Genomic DNA, 14,695 nt, shown 5'->3' on the forward strand with positions numbered 1-14,695 from the left:
CTGCGCTTAGAGCGGTCCGGCCTGAAAGAGCCGCACCTTGAGACCGCCATGCGGGATCGGCGCGCCATTCGTCAGATTGGGCAGCCCCGTGGCCCGTGCCAGAGCACTGTCGCTGGTGATGATGCCGACACGCCAGCCGGAGAACTCTTCCTTCAGCTTTTGGCCTAGCGCGCCATAGAGGCCAAAGAGCAACTTTTTGTTGCCGATCCGCGCGCCATATGGCGGGTTTACGATCACGAGGCCCGCTTGCCCCTCGGGGCGTTTCAGGTCGCTGATCGCAGCGTGATGAAAGGACGTCACGCCGTCCACCTGCGCACGCGCGGCGTTGTCAGAGGCATTTTGAACGGCGCCGGTGTTGCGATCAGAGCCAAAGAACCGCTGCGCGCTCTCGGTGCCACCCGCGCGGCGCAATGTTTCGAACGCGGCAGCATCAAAGCTGGCCAGATGCTCAAAGGCAAAGTGGCGCGCGCGCCCGGCCTGCAGACCCAGCGCCATTTCTGCGGCCTCGATCACGAATGTCCCTGACCCGCACATCGGGTCCAGAACCGGCTCATCGCCATGATAGCCACAGGATCGCAAAAAGAGCGCAGCAAGGGTTTCGCGCATCGGCGCTTTGCCCACCGCCGCTTTGTGCCCGCGTTTGTGCAGCGACTCGCCAGAGGTATCGACGCTGATCGTCACGACGTTATCGTCAATACGCACCTTCAGCGCTACGGCAGCTTCAGCCGAAAGGGGCGCGCCCAGCTCTTCGGAAATCGCGCGCTCAATGCGTTGTTTCGCGGCCCCGGCATGATAGATCTTTGAGCGTTTGCTCACGACCTCAACGCGCACAGGCACATCTGGGCGCAGCACATCGCCCCAAGGAAATTTCCGGGCACGCTTGTCCAGCTGAGCCGGGTGGAAGGCCATGAAACTGCCGATCCGCACCAGCACACGGGTCGCGCCGCGCAATTCAAGATTCGCGCGCCAGATATCGCGCCATGTGCCCTCAAACTCGACCCCACCGGGCACCGCTTGCGCGGCACCCCAGCCAAGCTCCTGCGCTTCCGCGCATAAGACCGGCTCCAATCCCGGTGGGCAGGCCAGAAAAATCGGAAAAGATTTGATATCAGACATGCCGCGTCCCTATGCGCAATACAGGCCTATGGCCACAAAATAGTGCGTGCCGCATCAAAAATGCAGGTTTAGACGCGAGGTTCCAAAGGCGTCGACTTGATCCAAGATCAAAAATAGATAAAAAGTCATCAAGACACCATGTGACCCGAAAAATTATCTATAAAAAGTGAGCCTATGCTAGATACACCTTCTCAGCTCCGCACCGACTGGACCCGCGAAGAGGCCGACGCGATCTACAACCTGCCCTTCATGGATCTGCTATATCGCGCACAAACGGTGCATCGTGCGCATTTTGATCCCAATCAGGTCCAGCGGTCCAAACTGCTGTCGATCAAAACCGGCGGCTGCGCTGAGGATTGCGCCTATTGCAGCCAGTCTGCACGCAATGGTGCCAAGCTCTCTGCCAGCAAGCTGATCGAGGTGGAGCGCGTGATCGCTGAAGCGAAGAAAGCCAAAGCGGGCGGTGCCACCCGGTACTGTATGGGCGCGGCCTGGCGCTCGCCCAAAGATCGCGACATGGATGTGCTGGAGGCCATGGTGCAAGGGGTAAAAGACCTCGGCATGGAAACCTGCATGACGCTCGGCATGCTGGAAGATGATCAGATTTTCCGCCTCAAGGAATCCGGGCTGGATTACTACAATCACAATATCGACACGTCGGAACGCTATTATTCCGAAATCATCACCACCCGTACTTTTGCGGATCGGATCGACACGCTGAACCGCGTGCGCGAGGCGGGAATTAAGGTCTGCGCTGGCGGGATCGTTGGCATGGGCGAAAAGCAGATGGACCGAGTGGACATGCTGCTGGCGCTGGCCACGTTGAAAGAACATCCAGATTCCGTGCCGGTGAATATGCTGATCCCGATTGCAGACACGCCGCTGGCGGATGTCGAAAAACTCGACCCCATCGAATTTGTCCGCACCATCGCGCTGGCCCGTATCCTGATGCCAAAATCGCATGTGCGCCTGTCTGCAGGCCGCACCGATATGACCGATGAGCTGCAAGCAATGTGTTTCTTTGCCGGTGCCAATTCGATCTTTGTGGGCGACACGCTGCTGACCGCCGACAACCCCGAAGAAGATCACGACAGCAAGCTGTTTGACAAACTCGGCATCAAAGCGATGGCCGTTGGGTGTGACGGCAAAAAATGACGGGTTTTGCGCGGCATCAGGGCGCGCTGGATTTGCTAAAGCAGCGGTCCCGCTATCGCAGCCTCATGCCCCGCGCGGGGCATGATTTTGCCTCCAATGACTACCTGGGCCTGGCGGGCTCTGACCTGCTGCGTGAGGCGGCGCAAGCCGCGCTGGCGCGGGGTGTGCCCGTAGGGGCCGGCGGCTCGCGTTTGCTGCGCGGCAATGATGATGAACACAGCCGCCTTGAGGAAGAGGCCGCCGCGCTGTTTGGCACGCAACGCGCGCTCTTTATGGGCGGCGGCTTTCAGGCCAATACCGCGATTTTTGCCACCCTCCCGGCCCAGGGCGATCTGATCCTGCATGATGCGCTGGTCCACGCCAGCGTCCATGACGGCATGCGGCTTGGCCGCGCTGAAACCCAAAGCTTTGCCCATAACGATGTGTCCGCGGCAGACGCGGCCATTCTGAACTGGAAAGCCCAGAATGATGGCCGGGTCTGGATCGCCATCGAAACACTCTATTCAATGGATGGCGACAGGGCACCGGTCGCAGACTTTATGGCTTTGGCCACGCGCCATGATGCGGTGCTGGTGGCGGATGAGGCGCATGCCACCGGACTCTGGGGCCAAGGCGGCCTGGGCCTGACGCATGAGTTTTCCCAAAACGCAAACCTGTTGACATTGCACACCTGCGGCAAAGGGCTTGGTGTTTCGGGCGCGCTGATCTGTGGCCATAGCGCCCTGATTGACACGTTGATCAACAAAGCGCGCGGCTTCATCTTTGCCACCGCACCCTCGCCGTTGAATGCCGCGCTGGTGCGCGCAGCGCTGGCGAGCCTCAGCAGCCACCCCGAACACCGCGATGCGGCGCTAAACTTGCAATCCCACGCCCATGCCGAGGCGCAGCGTCTTTGTGGGCTCAGCGATTTTCAAAGCCAGATCATGCCGATTGTGATTGGCAAAGACGCCCCCACCATGGCGCTGGCGGCAGGCCTGCAAGCGGCGGGATATGACATTCGCGGCATTCGCCCCCCAACAGTGCCGCGCGGCGGATCACGTCTGCGTATTTCAATCACCCGTAATGTCAGCGCCGCAATTATCACCGAGATGTTCGCCACCCTGGCCCGCCTGATGGAGGATGCGCCCCATGACTAAGATTATCGTGGCAGGCACCGATACGGGCATCGGCAAGACGGTGTTTTCCGCTGGACTGACCCAAGCGCTTGGCGCGCGGTACTGGAAGCCGGTGCAATCCGGGCTGGAGGACGAAACCGACAGTCAGATCGTGGCGCGCCTGTCCGGCCGCCCTACCCTGCCAGAGGCATATCGCCTGCAGATGCCAGCCTCGCCGCATCTGTCGGCCGAGGCGGAAGGGACCGAGATTGCGCCAGAGCAGTTGCAAATACCTGAGGTCGACGGACCTCTGGTGATCGAAGGGGCCGGTGGCCTGATGGTGCCGCTGAACCGCAAGACGCTTTACCTCGATATCTTTACCACTTGGCAGCTGCCCATCATTCTTTGCGCGCGCACCGCGCTTGGGACGATCAACCACAGCCTTTTGTCGCTGCGTGCCCTGCAGGCCGCTGGGTGCCAGGTTGCGGGCGTTGCCTTTATTGGCGATCCAGCGCCCGAGGTGGAAGAAACCATCACTGATTTTGCCCGCGTGCCGCATCTGGGCTGCCTGCCGCAGATCAATTCACTGTCCTCCGACACGCTGCGCGGGGCATTTGCGGCCATTGACCTGCCGCGCATTCGCGAGGCCATGGCATGACCCCGCTTGAGTTTGATCAGCGCCACCTCTGGCATCCTTACACCAATGTCGTAAAGCCGGGCCCGACCTTTCGCGTCCGTGAAGCCGAAGGTGCCAGCTTCACGCTGGATGATGGCACGCGGCTGATTGACGGCATGTCGAGCTGGTGGTGCATGCTGCATGGGCATCGAAACCCGCATATCACTGGCGCGATACACGCACAGCTTGACCGGCTGCCGCATGTGATGTTCGGCGGTCTCACACATGATCCGGCGATCGAGCTGGGGCAGATGCTGCTTGATATGACCCCGGCCAGTTTGCAACGGATCTTTTACTGTGATTCCGGCTCTGTCGCTGTCGAAGTGGCCATGAAAATGGCTGTGCAATTTCAGCACGCCACCGGCCATCCCGAGCGGCAGAAATTCGTCACCATTAAATCGGGCTATCACGGCGACACCTGGAAGGCGATGAGCGTCTGCGACCCGGACACAGGGATGCACCACCTCTTTAAGGGCGCGCTTGCGGTTGAAACCTTCGTGCCCAAACCGCCCATTCGCCTTGGCCAAGACTGGATTGAAGATGAGGCCCAGAATGGTCTGGGCGCGTTGCGCGAGGCGCTGGAGACAAACCCGAACCTCGCGGGCTTTGTACTGGAGCCGATCGTTCAAGGCACAGGCGGGATGTATTTTTACCATCCCGAATATCTCAAGCAGGCCCGCGCGCTGTGTGACGCCCATGGCGTTTTGCTGATCTTTGACGAAATCGCCACCGGCTTTGGGCGCACTGGCAAGCTTTTTGCGACCGAATTCACCAATATAGAGCCTGATATTCTCTGCCTTGGCAAAGCGCTGACAGGCGGGCACATCAGCTTTGCCTGCACGATGACAAATGACCGCGTGGCCGAGGGCATCGGCAATGGTGCCCCGGGGGTCTTCATGCATGGCCCCACGTTCATGGCCAACCCGCTGGCCTGCGCGGCGGCAAAAGCCTCGCTAGAGCTGCTGGCGCAAAATAACTGGCAGGCGCAGACCGCGAGCATCGAAGCTCAGCTCCGTGATGAATTGGCACCGGCACGCGACCTGCCGCAGGTTGCGGATGTGCGCGTTCTAGGCGGCATCGCGGTGATTGAAATGCAGCACAGTGTCAGCGCGGATCACGCCCATGGTCTGGCGCGCGACACCGGGGTTTATTTGCGGCCCTTCGGACGCAATATCTATACGATGCCGCCGTTCATCTGCACGCAGGATGAGATCAGCAAAATCAGCGCTGCGCTGCTGCACCTCGCAGAGGCGCTGTGATGCAGTGCCGCTGGCTGCATCAGGACGACGCCAACCAGGTGATCGTTGTTTTTGGCGGCTGGGCGCTGGGACCGGGTCTTTTTGCTCATCTCGCAGGGGCTTGTGATGTGCTTTATGTCGATGATTACCGCACGCTCGCGCCGCTTCCGGATCTCAGCAAATATACCCAGCGGTCGCTTATTGCATATTCGTTTGGGGTTGCGGCATTTGGGCATTGGCAGGCGCAGTATCAGGGGCAGTTTGATCAAAAGATCGCCATCAATGGCAGCCTCACCCCCGTGCACCGGCGCGAAGGGATACCACCGGCAATTTTCCAAGCCACCCATGACGGGCTGAGCCAGGAAAGTTTCCAGGAGTTTGTGACGCTGTGTTTTGGCACCGAGCAGCCACACCACGCGATTGATACCGCCGCTCGCAGGGCCGAACTCGCCGCGGTTGCAGCCCGCGGGCCCGCCCCAAACCCCGGGTTTGACGCCGCCCTAATCTCTACGGCAGATCGCATTTTCCCCGCCGCCAACCTGCGCCGCGCTTGGGCTGGCCACGGTGCAGCGCCCATTGAGGTTGACGCCCCGCATGTCCCCTTTGCGCGCTGGGATAAATGGGTCGATCTTTTGGCCGAGGCCGAAGGGGGCCGCACATGACTGATCTATCCCGTCGTCCCGCCCTGCCACGCCCCAGCCAAACCAAAGTTCAGCAAAGCTTTCGGCGTGGGCTGGACAGCTATCATCAGGCCGCCACCCATCAGGCCGATATTGCCGCGCAGCTGGGCCATCGCCTGAGCGATCTGGCCCCCAAACACCTGGGCCGGGTGCTGGAATTTGGCGCAGGCACCGGGCATCTGACCCAGCAGATCACGAAGCGTCTTTCAATTGAAACGCTTTGGATCAATGATCTCGTGCCCGAAAGCGCCGGCTTCGCGCCGCCAGAGGCGACGTTTCTACCCGGGCCGATCGAAACATTGGTGCTGCCGGGCAAACTGGATCTCATCTGCTCGGCCAGCACCGTGCAATGGATCGAAGATTTGCCCGGCACCATCAAGCGGCTCTGCGCGCATCTTGCGCCGGGTGGCTGGATCGCCCTGTCGGGTTTTGGCGCAGCGCAGTTCCACGAATTGCGCGAACTTGGCTCCACGGCGGCGGCCCCAAGCTATGTCGACGCTGAGGCCTGGCGTGACGTCCTGCCAAGCGACATGACAATCAAACATCTGTCCCAAGGGCGGCAAGTGGCCTGGTTTGCGGACGCCCGGGCCCTGTTGCGGCATCTGCGCGAAACCGGCGTGAATGGCGGGGCCTCACAACATTGGGGGCCGCAGGCGTTGAAAACATTTGAAAGCGACTATCGGCGACGGTTTGGCACGCCGCAGGGCCTGCCGCTGACCTATGATCCCGTCTGGGTCATCGCACGCAAAAGCTGAGCGCTAGGCCAGTCGGCTCAGGTGGCGCTGCAAAACCGACACCGCCGCTTCGACATCACGCTTGCCAATAGCCAGCATGATCGCGCGGTGATCGCGGTCTGTCCGCTCCACCCAGTTTTTGGAATAGCTCGCCAAAAGATGCCGCGCGCTGAGCAGTTGCAGATCCGTCACCTCAGCCAGCAGGCGCGGCATGCGGCAGCCAGCCAAAATCGCCAGATGGAACCGGCGGTTGTTCTGCTCCCAGCTGACGATGTCCTTTGACGTGTCACAGGCGATGCGCGCCGCTTCAGCCGCGCCGCGTTGCTCTGGCGTCAGCACCGGGATCGAATGGCGCAGCGCCACAGGTTCTAGCGCCAGACGCATTTCGCGCACTTCGACCATATCGGACGGATCAAATGGCGCGACACGCACACCGCGCCGGGGCAGGCTAACAGCGAGGCCGCGGGCTTCAAGACGCAGCAAAGCTTCGCGAACCGGAACGTGGCTGGTGTTGAATGTCTTGGCAATATGATCCTGACGCAGCTTTTCATCCGCAGTCAATTCGCCGCGCACAATCTGCTCGGCCAATACCTCGGCGATGTGGTCAGAAATGGTCAATTTGGTCGCGTGCGCCATGCGGTACTGTTAAGAACGCGCCCGGCACAAAGCAAGCGCAATCGCCTAGCTGACCGGGTGGCGGAACCGGCTGATCGGGGCCTCTGACATCTCAAGCCAGAACTGGCGGCAAAACTCCCAAACCCGATCATCATGCACAAGATGATGCGTCAGGAGGCCAAATGGCGGCTCATTTGGGGTTTTGCCTTGCCGACGTCTTTTGAGCAACCTGACGCAGCGATCCACCAGCAGCTGCGGTTCTGACAGGCGGCGCGACGGACGCCAGTACAGCGGATCGACATGGGTGTTGATCTGCGCGAGGTCCGGAATTTCAGCAGCTTGCGCATTCGGGTGAGCACCGGAGATCGATTGAAACCCCAAGCTTGGCAGATGTGGCAAAACATCATCTGCGACGCGATTCCACGGCGGCACAAACATCGGCGCAACCGTTGCGCCCATCAGGCCCCGCAAACGACGCAGCCCTTCGGCGGCCTGTTCTTGCCGTTGGGCCAGCGGGGCCCCCAGACCAAACTCGCAGCGATTTTCCCCTTCCGGTTCATGATTGGCGTGGGCCCAGCCATGCACAACAGGGATCATCTGATCGTTGCCCTTAAGCGTTGCGGCCAGTGCTGGCGTCGCATCGCGCGGAATCACCGCCAGATGCACGGGAATGTTGACCTCTTCTGAGAGGCGGATCAGGTGATCAAGCGCAGCGCTTGGCGCTGTGGCGTCGTCATCCCGCCACCAGACCGGCAAAGTCAGCTGCTTGCGATGCCATCGCTTCAGCTCCGCACGGAGCGGAGTCCAGTCTATCTGCAAGGCCTGCATTCTAATGCGCTTCCTCATTTGCCCGACACGCCAGGCGCGTACCGCCTATTTTGCGGCGCGGCACAAAGGAATGCAATTCTTACACTTTTAGCGGTGCTGCCTCTTTACGCGGCATTTCCCTCAAGTTGTCGCAGATGCCGCGCGCACCCTTTCAGGGCCGCAAAATCATCGGTGATCAGCGACAGGGAAAACTGGCGCGCCAAGTCGGAAAACCGCCCCTTGTCGGACAGCGCGGCCTCAAAGCCCAACTTGCCAAGATACGGCGCAACATGGCGGGCCACTCCGCCGGTTAGAAACACACCCCCGAAGGGCAAATGCGCCAAGCAGAAATCACCGATCACCGCCCCCAGGAGCGCGGCATAATCTGACATCACCTTTTGGGCCATGTCATCCCCTGCAGCGAGTTTCTGCATCACCTCGCTGGCCGCGCAGCGCTGCCCTGCGTGAAAGCGATAGATATTCTCAATCCCCTGCCCGGCCAAAGCCACCTCAAGCGACGGGAAACCGCAATTTGAGCGCAGCCAATCGCAGAGCGCGGCCTGCTCGGCGCGATAAGGCAACCCCATGTGCCCCGCTTCACAAGAGGGCGCAATAAGGATGTCGCCTGCGTTATGCACGGGGACGATATTGAACCCAGTCCCCAGCCCCACGACCAGGCGCGGCCCCTTGCCGACAACGCCACCCCGCAGGGTTTCGATACTGTCGGCCGTCATATCGCCCAGCGCCAACCCCTGCGCGGGAAGGTCATTGATGACATCCGCAATCGGCGCGCCGGTGACGCGCCGCAGGGTTTCGCGATCAATGCGCCAGCTGAGGTTGGTCATCTGCGCGGCCCCATCCTGCACCGGCCCCGCCACGCCAACACAGGCCCCGGAAAGCCGCCCAGGCGTCATGTCAGCAACATAAGCCTCGATCACGGCTTCAAAGCTTGGAAACTCGGCGTTTGAGAATTTGCGGGTGCTGTCGATCCGCAGCCCCGTCGCATCCGCCAGCCCCACACGCATATTGGTGCCCCCGATATCGGCGACGAGCAAGGTTCCGGTCATGAGCTTCTCCCAATCAACTTGTTAGCGCTACCATAGACGCTTCATAGGACGCTTTTTGCCTGCGTTCCAGTGTTTTAGAATCCACATGCACCGAACCGAACCGTTTTCATAGCCCAGCGCCGCAAGCGACGCAGGGATATATTACCTTAAGGCTGCCTCACAGTGGATTTCTTCCCGCATAAGATCAATATTACCAAAGTATTTTGATCAGGAATTGACATTCCTGATTATTTTAGTATGGATTACCTACCACAGCTCAGAGGTTTCATATGAATATTCAAACACCTGTGTCCGAGCTTTTCACGGACACCCCCGTGCATGACGCCACCCAGATGACCAACCAAAACGGCCTCGCGCGTATCGTGCTGCGGGATCAGGTCTATACGCTGCGCATCACCCGTGCTGGCAAATTGATTCTGACAAAATAACTGCAATCACATACGGAAAAGGGCGGCCCCTGGGCCGCCCTTTCCTGTTGATTTGGTGTCAGGCGCTTAGCCTTTGCCCTTCCACGGCACCAGGATTTTCTCGGCATAGCGCATCAGAACGTCGATGCCAAAACCGATGATGCCGATCAGGATGATCCCCATGATCACGATATCAGTGTTCTGGAATTTGGAGGCCGCCACGATCATCTTGCCAGCCCCTTTTTCCGCAGCCACAAGTTCCGCGGCCACAACTGTCCCCCAGCAAACCCCCATGGCGACACGCGCACCTGTGAAGATTTCGGGCAAGGAGTTCGGAATGATCACGTGGCGCATGATTTGCCACTTGCTGGCCCCAAGCGAATAGGCCGCATGCACTTTGGAGATTTTCACACCTGACACGCCGGACCGCGCCGAAATCGCCATGATCCAGAGTGCTGCCAGGAACAGCAGAATGATCTTGCCGGTTTCACCAATCCCGGCCCAGATGATCACCAGGGGGATCAGCGCCAAAGGCGGCACCGGACGCATGAATTCAACGATCGGGTCAAACCAACCGCGGAACCAATCGCTCAGGCCCATCGCATAGCCCAGTGGGATGCCGACCAGCGCCCCGCACAGGAAGCCCAGCAGAACCCGGTAGAGTGAGAAGCCCAAATGCTCCCACAGGGTGCTGCCCTGAAAACCCGTGCTCGCGATTTCCACAGTCCGCAGAACCACGCCCTCCGGTGACGGCAGCCAAATCGGCTCCATCTGCAGCCCTGAGTCCGGCTCAAAGCTTGGCGTGCCCTTGTCCGACAAGGTCACAATCCCGCCGTTCACCGCGACCGAGCCGCCGGGCGCGATCGGTTCGCCGTTGATTGCGACAACCGTGGCACCGTCGCTTTTGGAAATCTCGTCATTGCGATCAACCCGCAGCAGCTTGGAGCGCCAGGCGACAACCAATTCGCTATCGTTCTTGGCAAAGCCTTCGCCCGGGTCGATTTCAATCGGCTCGGGTGTTTCATCCGGGCGGTGCACACGGAAATGCACTTCGGCATCATCACGCTGGCCGTTTGCCTCTGCGGTGTAGGTAAAGGAGGTGTCGCCAAAGAAGGGGCCCGGCGCATGCATGAAGCCCGGCAACATTTTTGAACCGGTGAAGGCACCCCAGATCACGAACAGCGTCACAATGGAAATGAAGGACGCGGCACGATTTGACCGGACTGCGCTTTCATCGCCGAAGGTCACGGTCTTCAGCGAGGTATAATCCCGCTTCGCCGTTTTCTGAGCGATGTAACTGACAACATAGAAGGCCGCGACGAAGATCGCGATATAAACCAGAAACGGTATCATGCGGCATCCTCCGAGCGACCCATAATCTCTTCTTCCATATCCCAGATCATCCCGAGGATTTCTTCGCGCTTAACCGCAAAGTCAGGGTGTTTTTTCACTTCGCGCAGATCCTGGCCAACGCCCAGGTCGGCAAAAGGCAGGCGGTATTCTTTGTGAATGCGGCCAGGACGCGGTGCCATAACCAAAAGCCGTTCGCCCAAAAGCAGCGCTTCTTCGACGGAGTGGGTGATCAGAATGATGGTCTTGCCGGTTTCTTTCCAAAGTTTGAGAACCAGCGACTGCATTTTTTCACGGGTCAGCGCATCCAGCGCGCCAAGCGGTTCATCCATCAGGATGACATCCGGATCATTGGCCAGGCAGCGCGCCAGCGACACACGCTGCTGCATCCCGCCGGACAATTCATAGACCGCTTTTTCTTTAAAGTCTTGCAGGCCAACAACATCCAGCAGGTGATCAACAATCTCTGCTTTTTCCTTTGATGGCATGCCTTTCATGCTGGGACCAAAACCCACATTGTCCCGGACACTCATCCATTCAAAAAGTGCGCCCTGCTGAAACACCATGCCCCGTTCCGCATCCGGCCCGGTGACTTGGTGACCATTCAGAACGATCTGGCCTTCGGTTGGTGCGAGAAACCCCGCAACGATGTTCAAGAGCGTGGTTTTACCACAGCCTGAAGGGCCGAGCACGCTTAGCAGCTCGCCCGCCTGCAGGTCCAAGGAAACATCCTTGAGCGCCTGAACATGCCCCCCATCGGGCAAATCAAAGCGCATGGAAATATTATCGATCGACAGTCCCGACATGGTCCGCCTTTCTTTGATAGAAATGAATTGAGATCACCGAGGTCAATTCGGCAACAGATGCGCCAGCAGACTGCCCCGCCCGTGATCGGGCGGAGCAGCCAGAAGCAATTTACATTCCACTTGCCGCAGTCAGCGGTGCCGCATTCACCGCACCGTCATAGCTGTCGAGCGCGCTGCTGATGCTGCCCGCTTCAACGAAGACGTCTGCCACACCTTTCATGAAGGTCTGCACACCGCCGCCAAGCCATTTGTCACCCAGCTGTTCGTCGACGCCTGGGAAGATGAAGTTGTCGAGCGTTGCTTTCGCATCCGCTTCGTCCATACCCGCATCTTTTGCGATCACAGCCAGCATTTCTTCGGCGTTTTCGCCGCTGTTCCACATCGCGTTGGCCTTGGCCGTCACCGCGAGGAATTTGCTCAGCATTTCGCCTTCTTCAGCGATGAAATCTGCAGGGGCAGATGTGGCGTCAAACACCAGAATGCCCAGCGCTTCTTTCTCGGCACCGGTCAGCAGCACGTTCCCGTATTCCTGCATCCGGCGGAGCGCGCCGCCCCAGCCACAGGCCATGTCGATGGACCCTTGCGCCAGCGCCGCAGCCGATTCCGCCGGGGCCATGTCAACGATTTCCAGGCTGTCCAATGCAACGCCGAAATGGTTCATCTGCTCAAGGAAACCAAAGTGCGCTGCGGTCCCAAGCGGCACAGCCACTTTCTTACCTGCAAGCTCGCCCGCGCTGTCCTTGTCGATTTCAAGCGCTTCGGACACGACACAGTTGTCGTTTTCAGAGTAGCTAACAGCCACGTCAACGACCTGAATGTCCTGGCCGGCTGATGCCGCGACAACAAAGGGTGGCACCCCTTGGCTGACCGAAATCTGCACATCGCCTGATGCCATCGCTGCGCTCATCGCGGTGCCGGTGTCAAAGCTGACCCAGTTGACTTTTACGCCCAGCGCCTCGTCATACATGCCGGTTTCCTTGGCGTATTGAAATGGCATCGGCCATTCAAGGAAATATGCGACCGTGATTTCGCCATGCCCCTCAGCCAGTGCGCCTTGCGCTGTGGCGCAGAGGGCTGTCGTGGCGGCCAAGGCCGCAAATGTGGTCTTGATATTCATCTTCAATTGCTCCCGTTACAGTTACTCACCCGTCGAAACGATGGGCGAAAAATGCCCGTGGCCATGATTTTTTTGCGATTGGCCATCGGGGGGCCCGGCTTGACCGGGTCATCCCGATCCGAGCGGAAAAGACCTCACCAATCAACGTTTTTTTTGCCCAAAACGTAATCGGCAACGACGAAAGATTATCAAATTGGCACCCATTCGCGACATAATTATCATAAAAAAACAGATGCATACCGGAAATAAGCAAAAAAATTTGGCAAATTGCAAACGTAATCTGGATCTAACTAGACATACTTCTGGCCCTATTTAATTGCACATGAATCCAGCGAAATATCACAATCAGCCAACCAGTGAATCTGGTTTCTCTCTGCCGCGCCGCAAGCGCCTCAACTCATGGTGATCCTAAATGGACGGTACTCTTACAGAAAACGATCTGTCTCACGTCATCGCTGCAGACAAAGCCAATGTTTGGCACCACTTGGTTCAACACAAACCCTTTGAAACGACCGATCCACGCATCATCGTTGAAGGCAAAGGCATGCGTGTCTGGGACCAGAACGGCAAAGAATATCTTGATGCTGTCTCCGGCGGCGTTTGGACGGTGAATGTTGGCTATGGCCGCGAATCCATCTGCAATGCCGTGAAAGACCAGCTGATGAAACTGTGCTATTTCGCGCAGACCGCTGGCTCGATCCCTGGGGCGTTGTTTGCCGAAAAGCTGATTGAAAAAATGCCCGGCATGAGCCGCGTTTACTACACCAACTCCGGCTCTGAAGCGAATGAGAAGGTGTTCAAAATGGTGCGCCAGATTGCGCATAAAAAATACGACGGCAAGAAAACCAAGATCCTGTACCGCGACCGTGATTATCACGGCTCCACCCTGGCGACGATGTCCGCCGGCGGTCAGGATGAGCGCAACGCGCAATATGGGCCATTCGCACCGGATTTCGTCAAGGTTCCGCATTGCATGGAATATCGCAAACACGAACTGGGTCTAGAGCACCTGTCCGGCGCAGACTTTGGCCGCGCGGCAGCGGATCAGATCGAAGAGGTGATTCTGCGCGAGGGCCCAGAAACCGTCGGCGCATTGTGCCTTGAGCCGATCACAGCAGGCGGCGGCGTCATCGAAGCGCCCGAAGGCTATTGGCCACGGGTTCGCGAGATCTGCGACAAATACGACGTGCTGCTGCACATCGACGAAGTGGTCTGCGGTGTGGGCCGCACCGGCAAATGGTTCGGATATCAACACTTTGGCATTGAGCCTGATTTTGTCACCATGGCAAAAGGCGTTGCCTCCGGCTATGCGGCAATCGCTTGCGTGGTCACAACCGAACGTGTCTTTGACATTTTCAAAGAAGATGCCAGCGACCCGCTCGCCTATTTCCGCGATATTTCCACCTTTGGCGGCTGCACCGCCGGCCCTGCGGCGGCCCTCGCCAACATGCAGATCATCGAGGATGAAAACCTGCTGGAAAACACCACCGCAATGGGTGCCCATATGAATGCGCGCTTTCACGAGCTGCAGAAAAAGCACGCCGTGATTGGCGACGTGCGCGGCAAAGGTCTATTCCAGGGGATTGAACTGGTGAAAGATCGCGACAGCAAAGAGCCTGTGGCCGAAGCTGACGCGCAGAAAGTCGTCGCGGACTGCGGTGCCCAGGGTGTGATCATCGGCGTGACCAATCGCTCGATCCCGGGGCGCAACAACACGTTGTGCTTTAGCCCCGCCCTGATCGCAACCAAAGCGGACATCGATACCATTTGTGATGCGGTAGACGTTGCCCTGACCAAGGTCTTCGGCTAAAGCCGCGCGCTCGCGCCTTTCCC

General features: G+C 58.9%; 15 protein-coding genes. 8 read left to right on the forward strand and 7 right to left on the reverse strand.

Annotated features, from left to right (window positions below):
• Positions 1-6: 6 nt before the first annotated feature.
• Positions 7-1,116: a THUMP domain-containing class I SAM-dependent RNA methyltransferase gene (locus N6L24_RS09135; protein WP_271844362.1), complete on the reverse strand. Its 1,110-nt coding sequence runs from the start codon at positions 1,114-1,116 to the stop codon at positions 7-9.
• A gap of 174 nt (positions 1,117-1,290) precedes the next feature.
• On the opposite strand from N6L24_RS09135, the gene bioB reads away from it, so the two are divergent.
• Genes bioB through N6L24_RS09165 form a run of 6 tightly spaced genes read left to right on the forward strand, consistent with a single transcriptional unit; the run spans position 1,291 to position 6,714 of the window.
• Positions 1,291-2,271 carry a biotin synthase BioB gene (gene bioB / locus N6L24_RS09140; protein ID WP_271844363.1) on the forward strand — a complete coding sequence of 327 codons (981 nt, stop codon included), beginning with the start codon at positions 1,291-1,293 and terminating at the stop codon, positions 2,269-2,271.
• Complete coding sequence (locus N6L24_RS09145; RefSeq protein WP_271844364.1) at positions 2,268-3,407, forward strand: 8-amino-7-oxononanoate synthase; 1,140 nt, start codon at positions 2,268-2,270, stop codon at positions 3,405-3,407. Before bioB ends, N6L24_RS09145 begins: the two co-directional genes overlap by 4 nt.
• Positions 3,400-4,023, forward strand: coding sequence for a dethiobiotin synthase (gene bioD, locus N6L24_RS09150; protein ID WP_271844365.1), 624 nt, complete (start codon positions 3,400-3,402; stop codon positions 4,021-4,023). Before N6L24_RS09145 ends, bioD begins: the two co-directional genes overlap by 8 nt.
• Positions 4,020-5,300 (forward strand): adenosylmethionine--8-amino-7-oxononanoate transaminase, encoded by a 1,281-nt coding sequence (gene bioA / locus N6L24_RS09155; RefSeq protein ID WP_271844366.1) that lies wholly within the window; start codon positions 4,020-4,022, stop codon positions 5,298-5,300. The genes bioD and bioA overlap by 4 nt, the downstream gene beginning before the upstream one ends.
• Positions 5,300-5,941 (forward strand): pimeloyl-ACP methyl esterase BioG family protein, encoded by a 642-nt coding sequence (locus N6L24_RS09160; protein ID WP_271844367.1) that lies wholly within the window; start codon positions 5,300-5,302, stop codon positions 5,939-5,941. The genes bioA and N6L24_RS09160 overlap by 1 nt, the downstream gene beginning before the upstream one ends.
• Complete coding sequence (locus tag N6L24_RS09165; protein ID WP_271844368.1) at positions 5,938-6,714, forward strand: methyltransferase domain-containing protein; 777 nt, start codon at positions 5,938-5,940, stop codon at positions 6,712-6,714. The genes N6L24_RS09160 and N6L24_RS09165 overlap by 4 nt, the downstream gene beginning before the upstream one ends.
• 3 nt (positions 6,715-6,717) lie before the next feature.
• On the opposite strand, the gene N6L24_RS09170 is transcribed toward N6L24_RS09165, so the two are convergent.
• The 3 genes from N6L24_RS09170 to N6L24_RS09180 form a co-directional block, all read right to left on the reverse strand.
• On the reverse strand, positions 6,718-7,329 hold the full coding sequence (locus tag N6L24_RS09170) for a GntR family transcriptional regulator (protein ID WP_271844369.1): 612 nt from the start codon (positions 7,327-7,329) through the stop codon (positions 6,718-6,720).
• Positions 7,330-7,374: 45 nt separating this feature from the next.
• The gene (locus N6L24_RS09175; protein ID WP_271844370.1) at positions 7,375-8,136 is read right to left on the reverse strand and encodes a polysaccharide deacetylase family protein; all 762 of its coding nucleotides are present in this window, start codon (positions 8,134-8,136) and stop codon (positions 7,375-7,377) included.
• Between the two features lie 104 nt (positions 8,137-8,240).
• Positions 8,241-9,182, reverse strand: coding sequence for a glucokinase (locus tag N6L24_RS09180; RefSeq protein WP_271844371.1), 942 nt, complete (start codon positions 9,180-9,182; stop codon positions 8,241-8,243).
• A 269-nt stretch (positions 9,183-9,451) separates the two neighbouring features.
• Here N6L24_RS09180 and hemP point away from each other — a divergent pair, with 269 nt between their 5' ends.
• Entirely contained in the window at positions 9,452-9,610 is a 159-nt protein-coding gene (gene hemP, locus N6L24_RS09185) for a hemin uptake protein HemP (protein ID WP_271844372.1), read from the forward strand.
• Positions 9,611-9,676: 66 nt separating this feature from the next.
• On the opposite strand, the gene N6L24_RS09190 is transcribed toward hemP, so the two are convergent.
• The 3 genes from N6L24_RS09190 to N6L24_RS09200 form a co-directional block, all read right to left on the reverse strand.
• The gene (locus N6L24_RS09190) at positions 9,677-10,942 is read right to left on the reverse strand and encodes an ABC transporter permease (protein ID WP_271844373.1); all 1,266 of its coding nucleotides are present in this window, start codon (positions 10,940-10,942) and stop codon (positions 9,677-9,679) included.
• Positions 10,939-11,745, reverse strand: a complete 807-nt coding sequence (locus N6L24_RS09195; protein ID WP_271844374.1) for a taurine ABC transporter ATP-binding protein — start codon at positions 11,743-11,745, stop codon at positions 10,939-10,941. Before N6L24_RS09195 ends, N6L24_RS09190 begins: the two co-directional genes overlap by 4 nt.
• 109 nt (positions 11,746-11,854) lie before the next feature.
• A complete protein-coding gene (locus N6L24_RS09200) occupies positions 11,855-12,862 on the reverse strand; it encodes a taurine ABC transporter substrate-binding protein (RefSeq protein ID WP_271844375.1) in 1,008 nt (335 codons plus the stop codon).
• A 412-nt stretch (positions 12,863-13,274) separates the two neighbouring features.
• On the opposite strand from N6L24_RS09200, the gene N6L24_RS09205 reads away from it, so the two are divergent.
• Positions 13,275-14,672, forward strand: a complete 1,398-nt coding sequence (locus tag N6L24_RS09205; protein ID WP_271844376.1) for an aminotransferase family protein — start codon at positions 13,275-13,277, stop codon at positions 14,670-14,672.
• Positions 14,673-14,695: the final 23 nt, after the last annotated feature.

The organism is Cognatishimia sp. SS12, from assembly GCF_028369055.1.
Taxonomy (GTDB): Bacteria; Pseudomonadota; Alphaproteobacteria; order Rhodobacterales; family Rhodobacteraceae; genus Cognatishimia.